The organism is Devosia naphthalenivorans (genome assembly GCF_003056355.1).
Lineage (GTDB): Bacteria > Pseudomonadota > Alphaproteobacteria > Rhizobiales > Devosiaceae > Devosia > Devosia naphthalenivorans.
The window spans coordinates 46,452-67,470 of the sequence record NZ_PYVW01000016.1 but is presented as its reverse complement, the minus strand read 5'-3'; the positions used below and the strand labels follow the sequence as shown (position 1 = coordinate 67,470).

The 21,019-nt window shown below is 63.1% G+C and carries 20 protein-coding genes; 14 read left to right on the top strand and 6 right to left on the bottom strand.

Annotation, left to right across the window (positions count from 1 at the left end; translation table 11 throughout):
* The first annotated feature begins 124 nt into the window (after positions 1-124).
* The 3 genes from C8264_RS17585 to C8264_RS17575 are packed head-to-tail and all read left to right on the top strand — an operon-like array spanning position 125 to position 3,115.
* Positions 125-1,069, top strand: a complete 945-nt coding sequence (locus C8264_RS17585; RefSeq protein ID WP_108462292.1) for a Bug family tripartite tricarboxylate transporter substrate binding protein — start codon at positions 125-127, stop codon at positions 1,067-1,069.
* Positions 1,066-1,551: a tripartite tricarboxylate transporter TctB family protein gene (locus C8264_RS17580; RefSeq protein WP_108462291.1), complete on the top strand. Its 486-nt coding sequence runs from the start codon at positions 1,066-1,068 to the stop codon at positions 1,549-1,551. The genes C8264_RS17585 and C8264_RS17580 overlap by 4 nt, the downstream gene beginning before the upstream one ends.
* Before the next feature lie 16 nt (positions 1,552-1,567).
* On the top strand, positions 1,568-3,115 hold the full coding sequence (locus C8264_RS17575) for a tripartite tricarboxylate transporter permease (protein ID WP_108462290.1): 1,548 nt from the start codon (positions 1,568-1,570) through the stop codon (positions 3,113-3,115).
* Between the two features lie 132 nt (positions 3,116-3,247).
* On the opposite strand, the gene C8264_RS22260 is transcribed toward C8264_RS17575, so the two are convergent.
* Positions 3,248-3,421, bottom strand: a complete 174-nt coding sequence (locus C8264_RS22260; RefSeq protein ID WP_162783732.1) for a hypothetical protein — start codon at positions 3,419-3,421, stop codon at positions 3,248-3,250.
* 216 nt (positions 3,422-3,637) lie between these two features.
* On the opposite strand from C8264_RS22260, the gene C8264_RS17570 reads away from it, so the two are divergent.
* Together C8264_RS17570 and C8264_RS17565 are read left to right on the top strand one after the other, a co-directional pair.
* A complete protein-coding gene (locus C8264_RS17570; protein ID WP_108462289.1) occupies positions 3,638-4,489 on the top strand; it encodes an aminoglycoside phosphotransferase family protein in 852 nt (283 codons plus the stop codon).
* A gap of 13 nt (positions 4,490-4,502) precedes the next feature.
* The gene (locus C8264_RS17565) at positions 4,503-5,009 is read left to right on the top strand and encodes a CAP domain-containing protein (protein ID WP_108462288.1); all 507 of its coding nucleotides are present in this window, start codon (positions 4,503-4,505) and stop codon (positions 5,007-5,009) included.
* 10 nt (positions 5,010-5,019) lie between these two features.
* On the opposite strand, the gene glpK is transcribed toward C8264_RS17565, so the two are convergent.
* Together glpK and glpD are read right to left on the bottom strand one after the other, a co-directional pair.
* Positions 5,020-6,507, bottom strand: a complete 1,488-nt coding sequence (glpK, locus tag C8264_RS17560) for a glycerol kinase GlpK (RefSeq protein ID WP_108462287.1) — start codon at positions 6,505-6,507, stop codon at positions 5,020-5,022.
* Complete coding sequence (gene glpD / locus C8264_RS17555) at positions 6,504-8,015, bottom strand: glycerol-3-phosphate dehydrogenase (protein WP_108462286.1); 1,512 nt, start codon at positions 8,013-8,015, stop codon at positions 6,504-6,506. Before glpD ends, glpK begins: the two co-directional genes overlap by 4 nt.
* Positions 8,016-8,193: 178 nt before the next feature.
* Between glpD and C8264_RS17550 the strand changes: the two genes are divergently transcribed.
* From C8264_RS17550 to C8264_RS17540, 3 genes are all read left to right on the top strand, one after another.
* The gene (locus tag C8264_RS17550) at positions 8,194-9,129 is read left to right on the top strand and encodes an AEC family transporter (protein WP_108462285.1); all 936 of its coding nucleotides are present in this window, start codon (positions 8,194-8,196) and stop codon (positions 9,127-9,129) included.
* Between the two features lie 102 nt (positions 9,130-9,231).
* Positions 9,232-9,942, top strand: coding sequence for a DUF1428 domain-containing protein (locus C8264_RS17545; protein WP_108462284.1), 711 nt, complete (start codon positions 9,232-9,234; stop codon positions 9,940-9,942).
* A 135-nt stretch (positions 9,943-10,077) separates the two neighbouring features.
* Positions 10,078-11,007, top strand: a complete 930-nt coding sequence (locus C8264_RS17540; protein ID WP_108462283.1) for a 2-hydroxyacid dehydrogenase — start codon at positions 10,078-10,080, stop codon at positions 11,005-11,007.
* A gap of 61 nt (positions 11,008-11,068) precedes the next feature.
* On the opposite strand, the gene C8264_RS17535 is transcribed toward C8264_RS17540, so the two are convergent.
* Entirely contained in the window at positions 11,069-11,407 is a 339-nt protein-coding gene (locus tag C8264_RS17535) for a cupin domain-containing protein (RefSeq protein ID WP_108462282.1), read from the bottom strand.
* 176 nt (positions 11,408-11,583) lie between these two features.
* Between C8264_RS17535 and C8264_RS17530 the strand changes: the two genes are divergently transcribed.
* On the top strand, positions 11,584-13,218 hold the full coding sequence (locus C8264_RS17530; protein ID WP_108462281.1) for an alpha-glucosidase: 1,635 nt from the start codon (positions 11,584-11,586) through the stop codon (positions 13,216-13,218).
* A gap of 103 nt (positions 13,219-13,321) precedes the next feature.
* On the opposite strand, the gene C8264_RS17525 is transcribed toward C8264_RS17530, so the two are convergent.
* Positions 13,322-14,392, bottom strand: coding sequence for an AbrB family transcriptional regulator (locus tag C8264_RS17525; protein WP_108462280.1), 1,071 nt, complete (start codon positions 14,390-14,392; stop codon positions 13,322-13,324).
* A gap of 108 nt (positions 14,393-14,500) precedes the next feature.
* Positions 14,501-15,670, bottom strand: a complete 1,170-nt coding sequence (locus tag C8264_RS17520) for a M20 aminoacylase family protein (RefSeq protein WP_108462279.1) — start codon at positions 15,668-15,670, stop codon at positions 14,501-14,503.
* Between the two features lie 307 nt (positions 15,671-15,977).
* Between C8264_RS17520 and C8264_RS17515 the strand changes: the two genes are divergently transcribed.
* From C8264_RS17515 to C8264_RS17495, 5 genes are all read left to right on the top strand, one after another.
* Positions 15,978-16,736, top strand: coding sequence for an electron transfer flavoprotein subunit beta/FixA family protein (locus C8264_RS17515; RefSeq protein WP_108462278.1), 759 nt, complete (start codon positions 15,978-15,980; stop codon positions 16,734-16,736).
* Entirely contained in the window at positions 16,736-17,662 is a 927-nt protein-coding gene (locus C8264_RS17510; RefSeq protein ID WP_108462277.1) for an electron transfer flavoprotein subunit alpha/FixB family protein, read from the top strand. Before C8264_RS17515 ends, C8264_RS17510 begins: the two co-directional genes overlap by 1 nt.
* A 135-nt stretch (positions 17,663-17,797) precedes the next feature.
* A complete protein-coding gene (locus C8264_RS17505; RefSeq protein ID WP_108462276.1) occupies positions 17,798-18,982 on the top strand; it encodes an amino acid aminotransferase in 1,185 nt (394 codons plus the stop codon).
* 84 nt (positions 18,983-19,066) lie between these two features.
* A complete protein-coding gene (fsa, locus tag C8264_RS17500) occupies positions 19,067-19,720 on the top strand; it encodes a fructose-6-phosphate aldolase (RefSeq protein WP_108462275.1) in 654 nt (217 codons plus the stop codon).
* Positions 19,721-19,852: 132 nt separating this feature from the next.
* Entirely contained in the window at positions 19,853-20,926 is a 1,074-nt protein-coding gene (locus C8264_RS17495; protein WP_108462274.1) for an Mrp/NBP35 family ATP-binding protein, read from the top strand.
* Positions 20,927-21,019 lie beyond the last annotated feature (93 nt).

The window sequence follows — 21,019 nt, the reverse complement described above, 5'->3', positions numbered from 1 at the left end:
GCGCAATCTCGGTTGCACAAGGCTCCGCCCGATCGGCTTGCGATGACAGGACGGTGACAGGGACGCCTTCTATGGTGTCCATCACGAACGCCAAGAACGTTCCGAATGTTACATGGGAGGACTTATGAACAAGCTGTTTCTGGCCGCGGCAATCACTGGCGCAATGGCCATCCCCGCTTTTGCGGCAGACTACACCATCATGGCTCCGGCCGCTCCCGGCGGTGGCTGGGACCAGACCGCTCGTGCCATGCAGAATGCGCTTCAGACCGAAGGCATCTCGGGCAATGTGCAGGTCACCAACGTACCCGGCGCCGGCGGCACTATTGGCCTCGCCCAGTTCGTCAATCAGTCGACCGGCAACCCGAACGCCTTGATCGTCGGTGGCTACGTCATGGTTGGCGCCATCCTGACCAATGGCTCGCCTGTCTCGCTCGCCAACGTCACCCCGATTGCCCGCCTCACCGGCGAGTCGGACGTGATCGTGGTTCCGGCCAATTCCGAACTGCAGACCGTTGACGATCTGGTCGCCATGCTCAAGGCCGATCCGGGTTCGGTCTCCTGGGCCGGTGGCTCGGCTGGTGGCGTCGACCACATCGCGGCAGGGCTCTTTGCCAAGACCGTCGGTGTCGATCCGACCACCGTCAACTACATCGCCTATTCCGGTGGCGGCGAAGCCCTTGCGGCCGTGCTCGGCGGCCAGGTGACCGTTGGCATCTCCGGCCTCGGCGAGTTCGACGCCCAGATCCAGTCCGGTGACCTGCGCGCCCTGGCGTCCACCGGCGCAGAGCGTCTCGAAGGCTCCGAAATTCCGACCCTGTCGGAAAGCGGCGTTGATCTGGTTGTCGAAAACTGGCGCATGGTTGCAGCGGCTCCCGACCTCACTGATGAGCAGAAGGCCACCATCAATGCCGATATCGAAAAGCTGGTGACCTCGGCCACCTGGCAGCAGGTGCTGGAAACCAATGGCTGGGTCGATACCTACCTCGCCGGCGAAGCCTTCGAAACCCAGCTCGCCAGCGACATCGCGGCCACCGAGACCATCCTGAAAGACATTGGCCTCGTGCAATGAGCCTCGGCGAACCCAATCTCTCGCGCCGCCCCGATGGGGCGGCGTTTGTCATAGCGCTGGTGCTGGCGGCCATTGCGGCCGTCATCATCTGGCAGACTTCGCTCATGCGCGTACCGCCCATTCAGGCCAAGGTCGGCCCCACGGTCTTCCCTTATGTCATCGCCGTCGGCTTGATCGTCCTGTCCATCGGCACGGCTTTTTCGGCATTCCGCGGCAGCTTTCCGGCCCGTGAAAAAATCAATTACCGCCCCGTGCTATGGGTCGTCGGCGGGCTGTTGGCCCAGATGCTGCTGATCGGCTGGGCCGGTTTTTCCATCGGCAGCGCCGTGCTCTTCGCCTTCGTGGCCAAGGGCTTTGGTCGTGGACCCCTCTGGATGACCCTGCCCATCGGGTTCGTTCTGGCCTTCGTCATCTGGTTCATCTTCTCGCGTGGGCTGCAGCTCTCCCTGCCGGCCGGTCCACTCGAACGCCTCATCCCCTGATCGAAAGACGTTTGTAATGGATACCTTCGGTCTTTTGGCAGACGGCCTTCTAGCTGCTATCCAGGTGCAAAACCTGCTTTATGCGCTGTTGGGCGTCACCTTGGGTACAGCCGTGGGCGTGCTGCCCGGCATCGGCCCCGCGCTCACCGTCGCGCTGCTGCTTCCCGTGACCTATCGGCTCGATCCGACCGGCTCGCTCATCATGTTCGCCGGCATCTACTATGGCGGCATGTATGGCGGATCCACCACCTCCATCCTGCTCAACACACCCGGCGAAAGCGCATCCATCGTAACCGCCCTCGAGGGCAACAAGATGGCCCGCAAGGGCAGGGGCGGTCCGGCGCTGGCCACCGCCGCCATCGGCTCCTTCATTGCCGGTCTTATCGCCACATTCGCCTTGGCGTTTGTCGCCCCCTGGGTGGTCAAGGCGGCCCTGGCCTTTGGACCCGCCGATTATTTCGCGCTGATGGTGCTGGCCTTTGTAACGGTTTCCGCCGCGTTCGGCGACAGTGCCCTGCGCGGCATCACGGCGCTCTTTATTGGCCTTGGCCTTGGTATCATCGGCATCGACCTGCAAACCGGTCAGGCGCGCCTATCCTTCGGTATTCCCGACCTGCTCGATGGAATTGAAGTTACCACGCTCGCCGTCGCCCTGTTCGCCATCGGCGAAACGCTCGCCATCGCCTCGTCCACAAGCTCGCTCAAGGAAGAAGTGCTGGCGGTCAAGGGCTCCGTCTGGATGACGGCTCAGGATTGGAAACGTTCCTGGCCGGCTTGGCTGCGCGGCACCTTTATCGGTTTCCCCATCGGCGCCATGCCGGCCGGCGGCGCCGAAATCGGCACGTTCTTTTCCTATGCCGCAGAGCGCAAGCTCTCCAAGCATCCTGAAGAATTCGGCGAAGGCGCCATCGAAGGCGTTGCCGGCCCCGAGGCTGCCAACAATGCGTCGGCCGCTGGCACGCTGGTGCCGCTCCTGACGCTGGGTCTTCCCACTTCGGCGACCGCCGCCATCATGCTTGCGGGCTTCCAGCAATTCGGCCTGCAGCCCGGCCCGCTCCTGTTCACCAACAACGCGCCGCTGGTCTGGTCGCTTGTTGCCAGCCTGCTCGTCGCCAATCTGATGCTGCTGGTTCTCAACCTGCCGCTGATCGGGCTATGGGTGAAACTGCTAACCATCCCAAAACCCTGGCTCTATGCCGGCATCCTGACCTTCGCGACCCTGGGCACGCTCGGTGCCAATGGCGCCATGTCGGGTCGGCTGGGTCCCATCCCGTTCTCGTTCGAACTGCTGATCCTGCTCGCCTTCGGCATCCTGGGCTTCATCCTGCGCCGCTTCGGCTACCCCATTGCGCCGGTCGTCATCGGACTGATCCTCGGGCCCCTGTCCGAACAGCAACTTCGCCGCGCCCTCGCCATCAGCCAGGGTGACCCCCTGGTGCTGGTGAGCTCCCCCATCGCCATCACCCTCTACATCATCGCCGCCATAGCCCTCCTCGTCCCCCTCTACTTCCGCCTCCGCGGCAAAGGCGCACTCCTCCAGCAGATGGCCAGCGACGAAGACTGATAGGCGCGGGGTTGGACTCACTCTCAAGGCGAGTCCACCCACCACTCGTCACCCTCGGGCTCGACCCGAGGGCTACTCTCCCCGCGCCATAAGCGACGAGGCCCGGGCGGCGCTTCGGCACGTCCGCTGATCTCAGGGCGACTTCCACAACACCAGCAGCACGATCAGCAGTCCCGTCACCAGCAACAGCAACAATCCGCCGACGCCGTTGGTAATCTGCCGCAGCACACCCGTTCGCGCTTCATCTGCAGCGAGGACATCCTGCAATCGCCCGTCATGTTCGCCTTCAAAGGTCTCTTGCGTCATCTGCCGTCCCCCTTGTTCCAACTGACTTCGCGTGAGATCCATTGTGCGCCTGGGTTTGGTAAAGAAACCCTTCCAAATCGCCTGTTCCGGCCATTAAGGTTGCTGCCGGGCAAACCGGCAGTGTTACTCAAAGGTTGACGCCACCATTTCATCAAGTTTACCAGCCATCACAGCACCGCGGTCGAATCCGGGCGCTCCTTCTGCTTTAATGGCTCCATGATGAATCAGTCGCCCGTCGAAACTGCGCTCAATCGCGCCCTGATCCGTTGGTCGCTCACCAAGGCAAGTCCTCTTGCCGAAACCCCCACGAGCTGGATCTTCCGGGTCGAGCAGAATGGTCGCAACCACGCAGTTCTGAAAATCCTCAAGCCCGGCAAGGGCGATCATGAGCAGCGTGGCGGCGAGCTGATGAACTGGTATGGCGGGGAGGGGGCTGCCACGGTCTTCGACCGCCACGGCGGCACGCTCTTCATGGAATGGCTCGATGGCATTCCGCTCGGCGACGCAGTCCGGCAGGGTCGGGACGACGAGGCCACCATCGCCCTGGCGACCGTGGTCAACCTCCTGCACCGTCCACGCACCGACCCGCCACAGGACCTGTTGCCCCTGCGCGACCATTTCGCGCCGCTGTTCTCCACCAATATTCGCAATTGGCCCTATACGGCCCGTGACCTTTTCGCCCGCGCCGCCGGGGTAGCGTTGACCTTGTTCGATCGCCCCAGCGCCCAAGTGCCCCTGCACGGCGATCTGCACCACGACAACATCATTTCCAGCCCCCGCGGCTGGCTCGCCATTGATCCCAAGGCCCTCCTTGGCGACCCCGTCTATGAGGTCGCCAACGCGATCAACAATCCGGTGGGTGCGGACGAGCTGGTCAAGGACCCGCGCCGCATCGCCGCCATGTCCGAGCTCCTTTCGCAACGCCTGGGCTTCCCCCGCAAGCGCATGCTGGGCTGGGCCGCTGCTCATGCGGCCCTATCGGCCTGCTGGTCGCTCGAAGACGAACAACCCATCGCCGCCCAGCTTGCCATGCTGCCGCTGCTCCTGACCGCCTACGACCAGGCCTGAAACCGGACCATCCATGCCCAATTTGACCCGCCGCAGCGTCCTGGTCCTGGCCTCCGCCGCTGCCCTCTCGGCCTGCGCCAGCACCGTTCCCATCCTGCCCAAAACCGCCAGCACCCCGGAAACGCTGACCGACGCGGAAATCCTCTCGGCCATCAACGCCGTCCGCGCTGCCAACGGCTCGCCGCCCTGGACCTATAATGCCGCCCTTGAAAGCGCCGCCCGCTCGCAAGCCCGCCTCATGGCGCAGCAGAACACCATGAGCCACGATCTCGGCGTCACCCTGCGCCAGCGCGTCGCTGCGGCCGGCTATCTCGGCGCCGTCGGCGAAAACGTCGCCAAGGGCTACCCAGACCTCGGCAGCACCATTGGCGGCTGGATGAATTCCTCCGGCCATCGCTCCACCCTGCTGAGCAAGAAATTCACCGAATTCGGCCTCGCCGCCGTCCGCGCCCCTAGCGGAAAACTCTACTGGGCCATGATCGCCGGCGGCAGCTTCGACGCCTGGCGCGTGTACGGATAGCGCCTTCGGCCTAAACCGTCAGCGTCCGCCGCACCGCATCGTTCCAACCCCTGACCTTCCGCGTCCGCTCCGCCGCATCCATCTGCGGCTCGAACTGCCGCTCCAGCGCCCAGCCTTCGGCAAACTCATCCATCCCCGGCCACACGCCAGCCTTTGAGCCCGCCAGCCACGCCGCCCCCAGCGCTGTCGTTTCCAAAATCACCGGCCGATCCACCGGCGCATCGAGCACGTCCGCCAGAAACTGCATTGTCCAATCCGACGCCACCATACCGCCATCGACCCGCAGGACGGTGTCGCCGCCGCCCTTCCAGTCCTTGCGCATGGCATCCAGCAAGTCCAGCGTCTGGTAGCACACGGCCTCCAACGCTGCCCGGGCGATCTCCGCCGGCCCCGAGTTCCGCGTCAGCCCATAGATGGCACCGCGCGCATCGGCATCCCACCACGGCGCACCAAGCCCCACAAAGGCCGGCACCATATAAACATTCTGGCTGGGGTCCGCCGTCCGTGCCAACGGCCCGGTCTCGCTGGCATGCTTGACCAGCTTCAGCCCATCGCGAATCCACTGCACCGCAGCCCCGGCGATAAAAATCGAGCCCTCCAGCGCATAACAGGTCTTCCCGTCCAGCCGATAGGCAATGGTCGTCAGCAGCCGGTTCCGGCTGCGCACGATGTCGGCGCCGGTGTTGAGCAGTGCAAAGCAGCCCGTGCCATAGGTTGATTTCAGCATGCCCGGCCGGAAGCAGGCCTGCCCGATAGTGGCCGCATGCTGGTCCCCCGCCACGCCCAGGATCGGGATTTCAGCGCCAAACAGCGCTTCATCCGTCATCCCGAAATCATCAGCGCAATCCTTAACCTCGGGCAGCAACGCCGCCGGCACGTCCAGCAGCGCCAGCAGTCCATCGTCCCACGCATTCCTGCCGATATCGAACAGCAGCGTCCGCCCGGCATTGGTCGCATCGGTCACATGGCTCTTGCCACCGGTCAGCCGCCAGATTAGGAAGCTGTCCACCGTCCCGAATGCCAGCTCGCCCGCCTCGGCCCGGCTCCGCGCTCCCTCGACATTGTCGAGCAGCCACTTCACCTTCGTACCGGCAAAGTACGGGTCGAGCAGCAACCCGGTCTTCTCGGTCACCTCCGCCTCATGCCCCGCCTGCCGCAGCTCGGCGCAATAAGCCGCCGTGCGCCGGTCCTGCCAGACAATGGCGTTGTAGATCGGCTTGCCGGTCTGCCGGTCCCAGATCAGCGTCGTCTCGCGCTGATTGGTGATGCCGATTGCAGCGATATCCGCCGCTGTTATCCCGGCGTCTTCGATGGCCGTCTTGACCGACCAGACCACGCTCTCCCAGATTTCCTCCGGGTCATGCTCGACCCAGCCATCCTCGGGAAAGTGCTGGGTGAATTCCTTCTGCCCGACACCGGCTATTTTGCGATTCCTGTCGAACACGATCGCCCGGCTGGAAGTCGTCCCCTGGTCGATCGCCAGAATAAAATCGCTCATATAGCCGTCCCCTGCGTGTTCTGCCCTAGATAGCCTTCCAGCGCCGCCACGTCATCAGCGCCGACCCGCAAGCCCAGCTTGGTACGCCGCCACAGCACATCCTCCGCCGTCCGCGCCCATTCCTCGGACATCAGGTAATCCACCTCTGCCTGATAAAGGTCGGCGCCAAAATGCTGGCCCAGATCCTCGAGCGTCTTGCGATCCCCCAGCAGCACCCGTGCCTTGGTCCCATAAAGCCGCATCAGCCGCCGCGTCAGGGTGGCAGGCAGCCCGGGATAATCCTTGTGCAGCCGCCGTGCTTCGGCGTCGAATGCCAACGGCTCGAAATCGCCGCCCGGCAGCTTGCTGACCTTGGTCCATGCCGGACCCTTCTTGCCCAGCACGCCTTCGATCTTTTCCAGCACCGACTCTGCCAGCCGCCGCGACGTCGTCAGCTTGCCGCCAAACACATGCACGGCCGCTCCGCTCGCCGCATCGCCATCCACCTTGAGCACGTAATCGCGCGTAGCTTCCTGCGCCGCACTCGCCCCATCGTCGAACAGCGGCCGCACGCCGGAATATGACCAGCGGATATCTCCCCTTGTCACCGGCGTGGCAAAATACTCGCTGGCGGCCGAAAGCAGATAGTCGGTTTCGCCGTCGGAGATCTGGACGTTCTTCGGATCACCTTGGAAATCCTGGTCGGTGGTTCCGATCAGGGTGAAATCGGTTTCATAGGGAATGGCGAAAATGATGCGCCCATCGGCATTCTGGAAAATATAGCAGCGGTCATGGTCGAACAGCCGCCGCACCACCAGATGGCTGCCCTTGACCAGCCGCACATTGCGCGCGCCCTTGTGCCCCATCGCCCCGGTAATCACCTGGTCAACCCAGGGCCCAGCCGCATTGACCACCAGCTTGGCGCGAACGGTCTGCCGCCCGCCTTCACCATCAAGCTCGATCAGCCAGCTTCCAGCGTCCCGCCGCACGCTGGTGACTTTCGTGCGCACATGGATCGTCGCGCCCTTGTCCGCCGCATCGCGCGCGTTCAGCACCACGAAACGCGAATCTTCCACCCAGCAATCGGAATATTCAAACCCCAGCCGATATCCCGGTTTCAGCGGCTTGCCCGTCACGTCCCGCGTCAGGTTCAGCGTTTTGGTGGGCGGCAACAGCCGGCGGCCGCCCATATAGTCATACATGGCCAGCCCCGCGCGCAGCACGAATGCGGGCCGCAGCCCCTTGTGATGCGGCAACACGAAGCGTAGCGGCCAGATGATGTGGGGCGCTGCGGCCCACAGTACCTCGCGCTCCGCCAGCGCCTCATGCACCAGCCGGAACTCATAATGCTCGAGATAGCGCAAACCACCATGCACCAGCTTTGTCGCCGCCGACGAAGTGCCCGAGGCCAGATCGTTCATTTCGGCCAGCGCCACGCTGAAACCGCGTCCCACCGCGTCGCGCGCAACGCTTGCCCCATTGATGCCCCCACCGATTACGAAGACGTCGACACTGTCGCTGCTGGCCATGCAGAACTCCTTTATCAGTTTCGTTTCTAGGCGAGTGGCTTTCGTTTGGGAAGATTTTAGTTTCGCTTTTGCGGCCTGCTCTGCGCAATCTCTTTCTTCCATACAAGATTGCCATTGACCCGGCACGGCAGCCCCGATAGGGCAGGGCGCATTCCTTCAAGGCCACGGAATTCCGGCCATGCTCGCCATCATCACGGTCATCGCGCCTATCTTTGCGCTGATGGCATTCGGCTACGGCGCCGTCCGCTTCCGCCTCTTCCCGGCCGAGGGCATCAAGAGCCTCATCGCCTTCGTCAACAACTTTGCCACCCCCTGCCTGCTGTTCCATTCGCTGCTGACCAGCGATTTGCGCTCGGCTTTCAACCTCGCGATCATCGGGCCGTTCTACATCGGTGCGCTGATCTGCTTCGTGCTGGGCATCGTCGTCGCCATCAGGTTCTTCGGCAACACGCCGGGCGTCGGCGTTTCGGTGGGCTTCTCCGGCACCTTCACCAATACGGTGCTGGTTGGCCTGCCGATCATGACCCGTGCTTATGGCCCGGAATCGCTGCCTGTCACCCTCTCGATCATCGGCCTGCATGGCGCCATCCTGCTGACCATCGGCATGATCACCATGGAACTGGTGCGCCGCGACGGCCAACCCCTGGGCAAGACGCTGTTTGTGGCCGCCCGCCGCGTACTCTCCAATCCGCTGATCTGGGGCATTATCGCCGGCATGATCGGCTACTTCTCCGGCCTGCAACTGATCGAGCCGGCCGAAGCCTTTTTCGTGATGATGAGTTCGGCCGTGATCCCCGCGGCCCTGTTTGGCATTGGCGGCGCGCTCAACGAATACAAGCTCTCCGACAATTGGCGGCAGGCGCTCGTCGCCTCCTTCATCAAGCTCATCGTCCACCCGGCGCTGGCCTATGTGATGATGATCTGGATCCTGCATGTCCCCATGGAGATAGCCCGCTACGGCATCCTGCTGTCGGCCATGCCGGCAGGCGTCAACGTCTATATCTTTGCGACCTACTACAACCGCGCCGCCAGCGTTGCCGCCAACACCATCCTGATCGCCACCGTCGCTTCTGCGGTCACCATCTCGGCCTGGCTGTTGATCCTGACCCCCTGAGAGACGGCGCCCCTAGCGAACGGAAAAAAGCCGCAACGGCATGTCGAAGTGCCCGTCGCCCGTTCGTTGTTGAGGCAGACTGTACCCTCTCGGAGATGATCCATGTCCTATATTGAAGGTTTTGTGCTCGCCGTTCCCGCCGCCAACAAAGACATATATCGTGAACACGCCAGCCAGGGCGCGGGCATGTTCAAGCGCCTGGGAGCCACCCGCCTGGTCGAGACCTGGGCCGATGACGTTCCCCACGGCAAGCAGACCGATTTCTATCGAGCCACCAAGCTCGAAGAAGGCGAAGTGCCCCTCTTTTCCTGGATCGAATATCCCGATCGCGCCACGCGTCTCGATGCGGGCCAGAAGATGATGAGCGACCCGGAAATGGCCGACATGAGCGAAATGCCATTCGATGGCAAGCGCATGATCTATGGCGGCTTCGAAGCGCTGGTCGACACCGGCGCCAAGGGCAAGCCCGGCTATGTGGAAGGCATGGTGTCGCCCGTTCCGATCGCCAACAAGGAGGCCTATCGCGCTGCCGCCGAGCAACAGGCGCCCCTGCTGATCGAACATGGCGCCCTGCGTGTTGTAGACAGCTGGGGCGATGACGTGCCCCCCGGTAAGACGACCGACTACCAGCGCGCCGTCGCCAGCAAAGATGATGAAACCATCGGCTTTTCCTTCATCGAATGGCCGTCCAAGGCAGTCCGCGATAAAGCCTGGGAGGTCCTCATGAAGGACCCCCGCATGGCGCCCAATTTCGATCTCTATGATTCCCGGCGCTCGATCTATGGCGGTTTCACGCCCCTGGTCGATCTCTAGCAGAGAAATCTCAGTCGGCTCCCTTCCCCTCGCGGGGAGGGATCAAGGGTGGGGGGTGGATCGCCCCCAATCCTCCTACGGTAGGGCTTGCGATGTTCGGCTACCCCACTAAACTGGCCGAAAAGAGAGAATCCAATGCCCATCGAAATCCTGCAGACCAGCAAGCTCCACGCAAGCTGCGAGGCCGCCCTGGCCGAGCGCTACACTGTCCACAAGCTCCATGAACAGGCGGACCCCGAAGCCTGGCTGCGCGACAACGGCGCGCGCATTCGCGCCCATGCCGGTTCCGGCGTGAAGGCCGATCTGATGGAAAAGCTACCCAATCTCGAAATCATCGCCAGCTTCGGCGTGGGCTACGACAATATCGACACCAAGGCCGCCAAGGCCCGCAACATCCGCGTCACCAATACGCCCAACGTGCTCAATGACGCCGTGGCCGAACTCACCATCGGCCTGATGATCGCGCTGGCCCGCCGCATTCCGCAGGGCGACCAGTACGTCCGCCAGGGCAAATGGGCGGGCGGCAATATGGGCCTCTTCTCCGAACTCACCGGCAAGACCGTCGGCATCCTCGGCCTTGGCCGCATCGGCAAGGAGATCGCCATCCGCGCCCAGGCCATGAAGATGCGCGTGGTTTACCACGGACGCCATCGGCAGACCGCCGAGCCGCATGTCTACTACGACAATCTCACCGAAATGGCGCGCGACAGCGACTGGCTCGTCATCATCGCACCGGGCGGCAAGGGTACGGATGCCATCGTCAACCGCGAAGTGCTCGAGGCGCTGGGTCCCAAGGGCATGCTGGTCAACGTCGCTCGCGGCACGCTGATCGACGAACCCGCCATGCTCGAACTCCTGCAAAACGGCGGCCTCGGCGGCGCTGCGCTCGATGTGTTCGTCGACGAGCCCAAGGTGCCGCAAGCCTTCTTCGCCCTCGACAATGTCGTCCTGTCTCCCCACCAGGGCAGCGCCACCTACCAGACCCGCGACGCCATGGGCGCACTCCTCGTCGCCAACCTCGAAGCCCACTTCGCCGGCGAACCGCTGATCAGCGCTGTGGTGTAAACCTACGCCCGCCCGCCAGCGCCGGATCAATCCGGGCTGGCGGATAATGCCGGTGCGAGGCTTACTCCAGATTCTCCTGCACCATCGTGCCCGCCGCGTGGATGCACACGATTTCGAGCCGCCCCGGCCCCAGATTGGTGAATTTGTGCGGCACGCCTCCAGGCACCACGGCGATATCGTTCGGCCCTACCTCAAACGCCTCTTCGCCCGCCACAATACGCGCCCGGCCCGATTTGACGATCCACGTCTCTGGATAGGGATGCACATGCAGGGCGGGGCCCTGTCCGGGCTCATTATCCACCGAGAAGAATGAAATTCCCGTGCCGAATTTGTCGCCCTCGAACCGGATCGTCCGGCTTGCACTCGGCGCCCGCTCCACAGCCCGCAATACATGTACCATAACGTCTTCCTCAGCTTGTTCTGCCCTGACGACGAGCCGCCCTCCGACATTTCGACACGCCGGAAACGCCATCTTCCTGCCTTGCTCGCACAGCTTACCTGCACCCGCGGCGATTCCCTTCCGGCCCTCATCCCGGTAACGTCGCCGCCGACAAGCACGCGAAGCAGGAGACGAGCATGACCGAGTGGTGGCGTGGCGGAGTGATCTATCAGGTCTACCCCCGATCGTTTCAGGACAGCAACGGCGATGGCGTGGGCGATCTGCCGGGCATCATCCGCCGCCTCGATCATATCCAGAGCCTGGGCGTCGACTGCATCTGGCTCTCGCCCATTACCCGCTCGCCCCAGGCCGACATGGGCTACGACGTCTCGGACTATCAGGACGTAGACCCGCTCTTCGGCTCGCTGCACGATTTCGATTCGCTCCTTGAGCAGGCCCATGCCCGTGGCCTCAAGGTCATCATGGACCAGGTGGTCAGCCACACCTCGGACCTGCACCCCTGGTTCCAGGAATCCCGCCTCAACCGCACCAACGCCAGGGCCGACTGGTATATCTGGGCCGATCCGCTGTCCGATGGTTCCCCGCCCAACAATTGGCCCGCCGTGTTCGGCGGCCGCGCCTGGGAATGGAACCCCACGCGCGGGCAGTACTACATGCACAATTTCCTGACCTCACAGCCAGACCTCAACTTCCACAACGAGGCCGTGCAGCAGGCCGTCCTCGATGTCATGCGCTTCTGGCTGGAGCGCGGTATCGACGGCTTCCGCCTCGACACCGTGAACTACTACTTCCACGACAAGCAGCTTCGCTCCAATCCGCCCAACAAGCTGCCGGAGCACCTGGCCTACGCGGTCAATCCCTATGACATGCAGGAGCATAAATACTCCAAGTCGCAGCCGGAAAACGTCGCGTTCCTCCGCCGCGTCCGCAGCCTGCTCAACGAATACCCCGGCGCCACCTCGGTCGGCGAAGTGGGCGACAGCCATCGCTCGGTGGAATTGATGGCCGAATACACCTCCGGCGGCGACACGCTCCACATGTGCTACGGCTTCGATTTCCTCGGCCCCGAATTCGACCCCGAGCACTTCCGCTCGCGTATCGAGAAATTCTTCCGGACCGGCCCCGACGGCTGGCCCTGCTGGAGCTTCTCCAACCACGACGTGCCGCGCCATCTGACCCGCTGGGCACCGTTCAGCCAGCAATCCCAAGCACTTGCCCGCCAGGCCGCAGCTTTGGTCCTGAGCCTTAAAGGCTCCGTCTGCCTCTATCAGGGCGAGGAGCTTGGCCTGCCCGAAACCGACCTGTTGTTCGAAGAACTGACCGACCCGCGCGGCATTCGCTTCTGGCCCGAAGACAAGGGCCGCGACGGCTGCCGCACGCCCATGCCCTGGGAGCACGGCGAAGCGCCCAACGGCTTCACCACCGGCACGCCCTGGCTGCCCGTCAAGCCTTCCCATTCCATGCTGAACGTCGCCGACCAGAACGCTGACCCGGCGTCGACCTTGGCCTTCTATCGCCGCATTCTGCAATGGCGCAAAGCCCACCCGGTACTCGCCACCGGCGAAATCGCCTTCATCGATACCGACGAACCGATCCTCGCCTACCAGCGCTCCAACGGCGACACCGCCATGCTGTGCGTCTTCAACCTGTCCGCCGAAGCCCCCGAACTCACCGCGATCGGACTGGACGGCGCCGAACTCGACCCCATATCCACCGGCGCCACGCTATCCGCCAACACGCTCGCACTGCAGCCCAACGGCTACGCCTTCGTTAGCCTGCCGGTAGGAACGAACGTGGCTGTCCCGAAATAGCCCCAGACCTCGCCCCTCATTCGATCTGTCCCCTCGCCCCTCAGGGGAGAGGGCTAGCGTGAGGGGTGCACAGCTCAGTAGAACATCCCAACCCGCAGCAAACCTACTCCCCGGCCTTCACCGCCACCTCTCGCCGCCGGATCACCACCACCACCAGCGGAATCGCAAAACTCAGCATCAGCAACCGGATCACATGATGCGCCGCGATAAACGCCGTGTCATAGCCCAGCGCGATCCCCAGCGCGCCCATGCCCTCCAGCGCCCCCGGCGATAGTCCCAGCCACAACTGCCCATAAGGCATATCGACAACGAGGCTCACCAGCCACGCCACCACCGACACAATCCCCACCGTCATGCCGGTAGCGATGACGCCGCCCCAGGCTGCGGTCACGAATTCCTTGCGCGTGATCCCCGCAAAGCGCGACCCGATCAATGCCCCCGTCAATATGAAACTGACTATCACCAGCGGCCCCGGCAGGCTTCCGGTATAAAGCCCGCCCAGTTTGGCAGCCGTTGCCGCCGCCATCGACCCCAGCACCAGCCCCGCCGGGATCTTGAGCCAGATGAACACCAGCCCCATCGCCACGCAGCCTGCCGCAATCGCCAGCAACTCCCATGCGCTCAGATATGAACTCGGCGCTGGCGGCGCGAAATGATCGATCGGCAGAAACACCGCCCCGATCGGCACCACGATCGTCAGCATCAGGATACGGATCACCTGGATGATTACGATCTGCCGGGCATCCCCCACTCCCGTCGAGGCAATACTCAAGACAAACGACAAATGCCCCGGAAACGAGCTGAGGTACGCCGTGCCGGGGTCGAGCTTGAAAAATTTGGTCAGCATCCAGCCCGTCAGCGCGATGATCACCATCAACTCGATCGCCAGCCCCGCCAGGCTGATCGGCCAACTGGCCAACAGCGTCAAACTGTCCGGCGCCACGCTCGCACCCATCGACATGCCGATCAGCACAAACGTTGCATCCCGCACCCGCCCCGGCAGCGCCACCGGCACCCCCATCATCGCCGCCACCGTGACCGCCAGCGCCCCACCCATCAACCACCCGGCAGGCAGGTTCAGGAGGGTCGCTACAGCTCCGCCAATAGCTGCGAGCAATATGGTGAGGGCGACTGGGAGGAAGCTTTGCACTTTGAGCCTGATGCTCGAACTCATGGATGCCTGCCACGACCTCGCCCTTCGACAGGCTCAGGGTGAGGTCTACTGATATTTGCTGCATGAGTAGGCCTCATGGTGAGCCTGTCGAACCACGAGGTCGTGGCACTATCCAACCGGAAGCGCCCGTTCCGCCAACCGAACCCAATAACTCGTCCCCACCGGGATAACGGCGTCATTGAAATCATATCCCTCGGTATGCAACTCGCCCCCCGGGCCATTGCCCAGGAAAATATACGCACCCGGGCGAGCCTCCAGCATGAACGAGAAATCCTCCCCGCCCATCGATGGCGCCGTATCGGCATCCACCCGCTCGGCCCCAACCACATCCTCGGCAACTTCAGCCGCAAACGCCGTCTGCTCCGGCGTATTCACCGTCACCGGATAACCCCGCGCATAGCGCACACTGGCCGTTGCCCCAAAGCTCTGGGCGAACTGCGGCACGAACTGGTTGAGGCGTTCCTCGATCTGGTCCTGCACACCAAGATCAAGCGTCCGCACGGTCCCGGTGATCTTGGCCGTCTGCGAAATCACATTGTCCGCTTCACCCGCCTCCACCATCGTAACCGACAGCACGGCACTCTGCAGCGGGTCGACATTGCGCGAAACGATCGACTGCATGGCGGTAATCATGTTGGCCGCCACGATGACCGGATCGATCGTGGAATGCGGGCGCGCCGCATGCCCCCCTTGCCCGGTGATGTCGATATAAAAGCGGTCCGTTGCCGCCATGATGCCGCCCACGCGAATGCCGAAATGCCCCTCCGGCATGCCGGGCCAATTGTGCATCCCGTAAAACTCGTCGATGGCGAACCGCTCCACCAGCCCGTCCTCCAGCATCGCCTTGCCGCCCGCGCCGCCTTCTTCGGCCGGCTGGAAAATCAGTGCTATTCGTCCATCGAAATTGCGCGTCTCGGCGAGATATTTGGCCGCGCCCAGCAGCATCGCGGTATGCCCGTCATGCCCGCATGCATGCATCTTGCCCGGCACCGTCGAGGCATAGGGCTTGCCCGTCCGCTCGGTCATCGGCAGCGCATCCATGTCCGCCCGCAGCGCAATCGTCCGCCCACTCGTATTCTGACGTCCATTGATGATGCCGACGACGCCCGTCCGCCCGATTCCGGTCACTACCTCGTCGCAACCAAATGCCGTCAGCTTTTCCGCCACGATTCCCGCCGTCCGCACCACCTCGTAGAGGATTTCCGGATGAGCATGAAAATCCTGCCGCCACGCGGCAATCTCGTCGGCAAATTCGGCAATGCGGTTGATAACAGGCATAAAAAATCCAGAGATAGTCGCTTCTGGGTCAGTGTCGCTGTCCCAATCGATGCCGTCAACACTAGCATGCTTTTCCGAGCGAGGTCCCTCACTCTTCCTTCACCTCGCCCCTCAGGGGAGAGGTCGGCGCGCAGCGCCGGGTGAGGGGTGCGATGCTTCGGCATACCGCGATTTCTCAGCATGGCACCACCAACCCCCAGGCACCCTTTTCCAACAAACCTCCCCCGCCTAGCCCATTATTCCCCACCCACGCCTTGCCCCTCCACCCCGATTTTGTCATGACACCGCCAACTCGCCGGAGCCGCACATGAAAATCCTGGTCGCCATCAAGCGCGTCGTTGATCACAATGTCCGCATTCGCGTTCGCCCCGACGGTTCGGGCGTTGAAACGCAGGGCGTGCGCATCTCCATGAACCCTTTCTGCAAGCACGCGGTGGAAGCTGCCGTGCAACTGGGCGAAGCCGGCCACGGCGACGAAATCGTGGTCGTCTCCATTGGCCCCAAAGCAGCCACCGACGTGATCCTGACCGCCCTTGCCATGGGCGCCCATCGTGGCATCCTGATCGAAACGGACACTGACCTCGAAACCCTCGCCATCGCCAAGCTGCTGGCCAAGGTCGTGGCCGAGGAAAGCCCGGACATCGTCCTGCTCGGCAAGCAGGCCGTCGATGATGACAGCAACCATGTCGGCCAGATGCTGGCGGCGCTGACCAACCGTCCCCAGGCCACCTTCGCCTCCGAAATCAAAGTCGTCGGGCAGCAGCTCGAAGTCACCCGCGAAATCGACAGCGGCCGCGAGACCATCGCCATTCCCTTGCCCGCCATTGTCACCGCCGATCTGCGCCTCAACACCCCGCGCAACGCCGCGCTCCCGATGGTGATGAAGGCTCGCTCCAAGCCCCTCGCCATCCGCCCCGTCGCCGAATTCGGCGTCGATCTCACCCCGCGCCTGACCGTCGAGAAAATATCCCCGCCACCAGAACGTGTGGCAGGTAAGACCGTCGGCTCCGTCCCTGAACTCGCCGCCTACATTGCTGGCGAAGTCTCGCAGATGGAGGCCCTGTGATGAGCGTCCTCATTATCGCCGACCATGATCTGGGCAAGCTCTCGCCCGCCACCGCCCGAATCGTCCATGCGGTCGCCGAACTCGGCCCCATCGACGTGCTGGTCGTCGGCGAAAACGCCCAGAACGTCGCAAGCGATGCCGCCCAGCTGGCCGGCGTGCAAAAGGTTCTGGTTGCGGAGACCGCCAGCACAACCGACACCGACCTCGCGATTATCGAAACACTGGCTCAAAGCTATCGCTATGTCGTCCAGAGCGCAGGAAGCGTCGGGCGAGATCGCATGCCCGCCCTCGCGGCCCGACTCGATCTGATGCCCGTCACCGACATTATCGAAATCCTCGGCCCCAACCGCTTCGTGCGGCCCATCTATGCCGGCAACGCGCTCCAGACAATCACCGACAATCAGCCCAGGCACATCCTTACCGTGCGGGCTTCCGCCTTCCGCGCCGCCGCCACGGGCAACGCTGCGACCATCGAGACGGTCGAAAGCCCCACGGCCTCAGTCGCCCGGTTGATCGCTACGCACCGAACCGAAAGCGACACGCCCGATCTTTCCACCGCGCAGATCGTCGTGGGCGGCGGAATCGCGCTGGGTTCCGCCGAAAACTTCCAGCTCATCGAACGTCTCGCCAAAAAGCTCAACGCCGCCATCGGCGCCACCCGCGCCGCGGTCGACGCCGGCTACGCGCCCAATGACTGGCAAGTCGGCCAAACCGGCAAGATCATCGCCCCGGATCTTTATATCGCCATCGGCATTTCCGGAGCCCTGCAACACCTTGCCGGCATCCAGGGCGCCAAGAAGATCGTCGCCATCAACTCCGATCCCGAAGCCCCTCTGGTCAAGCTCGCCGACGCAGCCCTGATCGGCGACCTGTTCGAGATCATCCCCCAACTGATCGACGAACTCGACAAAGCCGGGGTGAGATGAGGCCTCATGGTGAGCCTGTCGAACCACGAGGGCGGGCACTCTGGCGCGCGCCCTCCCACCAGCTCAGGATGAGATTGCAAAATCTTCTATCCCGCCTATAACCACTCCCGCCTCCCCACCGGAACGACTCCCCTCATGTTCGAGACCCTCACCAAGGCCCCCGGCGACAAAATTCTGGCGCTCATGGGCGAATACGCGGCCGACCCGCGCCCCACCAAGATTGATCTGGGTGTCGGCGTCTATAAGGACGAAAAGGGCGTCACGGCTGTGATGTCCGCCGTCCGCAAGGCCGAGCAGCGCATCCTCGAAAACGAGAAGACCAAGACCTATCTCGGCATCGCCGGCAATAAGGGTTATGGCGCCGCAGTCCTCGATCTGGCATTGGCCGATAGCGTTGATCGCTCCCGCGTCCGCATCGCCCAGGCTCCGGGCGGTACGGGCTCGCTCTGGGTGTTGATGCAGTTGATCAACCGCGCCCGCCCCGGCGCCACGGTCTGGGTCAGCGATCCGACCTGGCCCAACCACAACCCGATTGCCGAGAATTCCGGGCTGAGCGTCAAGACCTACCCCTATTTCGACACCGAGACACGTGGCGTGAAGTTCACGCAGATGCTCGCGGCGCTCGACCAATTGGGCCCGCAAGACGTCGTCCTGCTGCATGGCTGCTGCCACAATCCAACCGGCGCCAACCTCACCCCCGAGCAATGGGATCAGGTCGCGGCAAGCCTTGCCCGCACCGGCGCCTTGCCCTTCATCGACCTGGCCTATCTCGGCTTCGGCGATGGCCTGCTCGAAGACGCCTATGGCACCCGCAAGGTGCTGTCCTCGGTTCCCGAGGCGCTGGTCGCTTTCTCAGGCTCCAAGAATTTCGGCCTCTATCGCGAACGCGTTGGCGCTGCCATCCTCGTCGCCAAGGATGCCGCCCAGGCCGATATCGCCCAGTCCCAGCTGCTCAACATCATTCGCGGCGCCTATTCGCAGCCACCCGATCATGGCGCGGAAATCATCCGCACCATCCTCGAGGATGCCGAACTGCGCGCCGAGTGGGAAACCGAGCTCAACGCCATGCGCGCCCGCATGATCCGCCTGCGCGAAAAGCTGAGCGAAGCTATCCGCCAACGCTCCAATTCCAAGGATTTCGACTTCATCGCCGCCCACCGCGGCATGTTCTCGCTGCTCGGGCTCGAAAACAGCGTCGTCGAACATTTAAAAGCCGAGAACGGTATCTATATGATTGGTGATAGCCGCATCAACGTCGCCGGCATACCGGAAGAGCGCATTGGCGACCTCGCCGACGCTTTGCTCGGCGCCATCAAATAACGCTGGGCAATCTGCCTTGCCGCGCGGCGCTGCCGTGCTAAACCATCTGCCTAACGGCCCGTATTACGCATTCAGGAGGGAACCATGAAGTTCTTTGTCGATACCGCAGAAATCAAGGACATCAGGGAGCTCCACGAGGCGGGTCTCGTCGATGGCGTTACCACCAACCCATCGCTGATCGCCAAGTCCGGCCGCGACATCAAGGAAGTCATCAAGGAAATCTGTTCGGTCACCCCGGGTCCGGTTTCCGCCGAAGTGGCGGCGCTCGACTACGAAGGCATGATCGCCGAGGGCGAAGTTCTCGCCAAGCTGGCCGACAATGTCGTGGTCAAGGTGCCGCTGACCCTCAACGGTCTCAAGGCCACCAAGACCTTCAAGGAACGTGGCATCAAGATCAACGTGACGCTCTGTTTCTCGGCCAACCAGGCGCTGCTCGCCGCCAAGGCCGGCGCGACCTATATTTCGCCCTTCCTCGGCCGCCTCGACGACATCAACCTTGATGGTGTCGAACTGATCGAGAACATCCGCCAGATCTACGACAACTACAATTTCGACACCGAAATTCTGGCAGCGTCGATCCGTTCGCCCAACCACGTAACCCAGGTCGCCCTCGCCGGCGCCGACGTTGCCACCATCCCGACAGCCGTGATCCGCAAGCTTGCCGATCATCCGCTGACCAATTCCGGCATCGAAGGCTTCCTCAAGGACTGGAAGGGCACCGGCCAGTCGATCCTTTAGTCTTAGCTTGCCTCTACAAACGCGGTGTCACCCCGGCGCAGGCCGGGGTCCATCCTGAGATGCGCGTGTGGAGGTAAATCTCAGGATGGATTCCGGCCTGCGCCGGAATGACATTGAGGTTGCGGCACCCCCATGGCCGATACCGAACTCGCTGCCGCCATCAAATCCGCACTAGCCTCCGTCGAAATTCCTGGCGGCGGCGATCTGGCCAGCTATGCCGGCCTGTCCGAAATCATCGTGACTCCATCCGCTGTGGCATTCGCCATCGCTGTCGCTCCTGGCATGGAAGCAGCGTTCGGTCCCGCCCGCGAAAAAGCGCAGCAAGCTGCACAGCAGATTGCGGGCACGCGCAAGATTATGGTGTCGCTTACCGGCGGCAAGCCTCCTGCGGGCCCCACCTTCTCGCATGGCAAACCGCAGCCCGCCGGCAAGACCAAAGTCCCCGGCATCAAGCACATTATCGCCGTTGGCTCCGGCAAGGGCGGCGTTGGCAAGTCCACCACCGCCGTCAATCTGGCGCTGGCCCTGCAAGCCGAAGGCCTGCGCACCGGCATCCTCGACGCCGACCTCTATGGCCCCTCCTTGCCAAAGCTTTTGGGCATTGAAGACCGCCCCGCCATTCGTGACGACGGCATCTTCACCCCGCACGAAGCTTTCGGCCTCAAGGCCATGTCGATCGGCTCCATGCTGGTCAAGGATCAGGCCGTCGTCTGGCGTGGCCCCATGGCGACCTCCGCCCTGCGCCAATTGCTGCGCGAAACCGCTTGGGGGGATCTCGACGTGCTGGTTATCGACCTGCCACCCGGCACCGGCGACATTCACATCTCGCTCTTTCAGCAGGCCGAGATCGACGGCGTCCTCATAGTTTCGACGCCGCAAGATCTCGCCCTGATCGACGCCAAGAAGGCCATCGACATGCTGCGTCGCCTCAATGTGCCGCTGCTGGGCCTGGTCGAAAACATGAGCTATTTCATCGCCCCCGATACCGGCACCCGCTACGACATCTTCGGCTCAGGTGGGGCCGAGCGGGCCGCCGCCACCTTGGGCATGCCATTTCTCGGCGCCATTCCCCTGGTGATGGCCATCCGGGAAGGCTCGGACGCTGGCCAACCGCCCGTCGTCGCTCAGCCTCATGGGCCGGAAGCGGAAGCCTTCCGCTCGGTCGCGCGCCGGATACTGCAAAACACGCCAAACCTGCGGAACTGAGCTTGGGCCGGATCATTGGGGCAATTATTCGGCGAGCTTGAGCCCACGCCGGGCTTGCCCTTTTCCCGCCTGACTGCAAGCCAATAGTGTGTC

Bases quoted from the DNA above. Each gene is read 5' to 3' on its own strand.
- C8264_RS17585 (WP_108462292.1), top strand. From the start codon at position 125: ATGAACAAGCTGTTTCTGGCCGCGGCAATCACTGGCGCAATGGCCATC.
- C8264_RS17580 (WP_108462291.1), top strand. From the start codon at position 1,066: ATGAGCCTCGGCGAACCCAATCTCTCGCGCCGCCCCGATGGGGCGGCG.
- C8264_RS17575 (WP_108462290.1), top strand. From the start codon at position 1,568: ATGGATACCTTCGGTCTTTTGGCAGACGGCCTTCTAGCTGCTATCCAG.
- C8264_RS22260 (WP_162783732.1), bottom strand. From the start codon at position 3,421: ATGACGCAAGAGACCTTTGAAGGCGAACATGACGGGCGATTGCAGGAT.
- C8264_RS17570 (WP_108462289.1), top strand. From the start codon at position 3,638: ATGATGAATCAGTCGCCCGTCGAAACTGCGCTCAATCGCGCCCTGATC.
- C8264_RS17565 (WP_108462288.1), top strand. From the start codon at position 4,503: ATGCCCAATTTGACCCGCCGCAGCGTCCTGGTCCTGGCCTCCGCCGCT.
- glpK (WP_108462287.1), bottom strand. From the start codon at position 6,507: ATGAGCGATTTTATTCTGGCGATCGACCAGGGGACGACTTCCAGCCGG.
- glpD (WP_108462286.1), bottom strand. From the start codon at position 8,015: ATGGCCAGCAGCGACAGTGTCGACGTCTTCGTAATCGGTGGGGGCATC.
- C8264_RS17550 (WP_108462285.1), top strand. From the start codon at position 8,194: ATGCTCGCCATCATCACGGTCATCGCGCCTATCTTTGCGCTGATGGCA.
- C8264_RS17545 (WP_108462284.1), top strand. From the start codon at position 9,232: ATGTCCTATATTGAAGGTTTTGTGCTCGCCGTTCCCGCCGCCAACAAA.
- C8264_RS17540 (WP_108462283.1), top strand. From the start codon at position 10,078: ATGCCCATCGAAATCCTGCAGACCAGCAAGCTCCACGCAAGCTGCGAG.
- C8264_RS17535 (WP_108462282.1), bottom strand. From the start codon at position 11,407: ATGGTACATGTATTGCGGGCTGTGGAGCGGGCGCCGAGTGCAAGCCGG.
- C8264_RS17530 (WP_108462281.1), top strand. From the start codon at position 11,584: ATGACCGAGTGGTGGCGTGGCGGAGTGATCTATCAGGTCTACCCCCGA.
- C8264_RS17525 (WP_108462280.1), bottom strand. From the start codon at position 14,392: ATGAGTTCGAGCATCAGGCTCAAAGTGCAAAGCTTCCTCCCAGTCGCC.
- C8264_RS17520 (WP_108462279.1), bottom strand. From the start codon at position 15,670: ATGCCTGTTATCAACCGCATTGCCGAATTTGCCGACGAGATTGCCGCG.
- C8264_RS17515 (WP_108462278.1), top strand. From the start codon at position 15,978: ATGAAAATCCTGGTCGCCATCAAGCGCGTCGTTGATCACAATGTCCGC.
- C8264_RS17510 (WP_108462277.1), top strand. From the start codon at position 16,736: ATGAGCGTCCTCATTATCGCCGACCATGATCTGGGCAAGCTCTCGCCC.
- C8264_RS17505 (WP_108462276.1), top strand. From the start codon at position 17,798: ATGTTCGAGACCCTCACCAAGGCCCCCGGCGACAAAATTCTGGCGCTC.
- fsa (WP_108462275.1), top strand. From the start codon at position 19,067: ATGAAGTTCTTTGTCGATACCGCAGAAATCAAGGACATCAGGGAGCTC.
- C8264_RS17495 (WP_108462274.1), top strand. From the start codon at position 19,853: ATGGCCGATACCGAACTCGCTGCCGCCATCAAATCCGCACTAGCCTCC.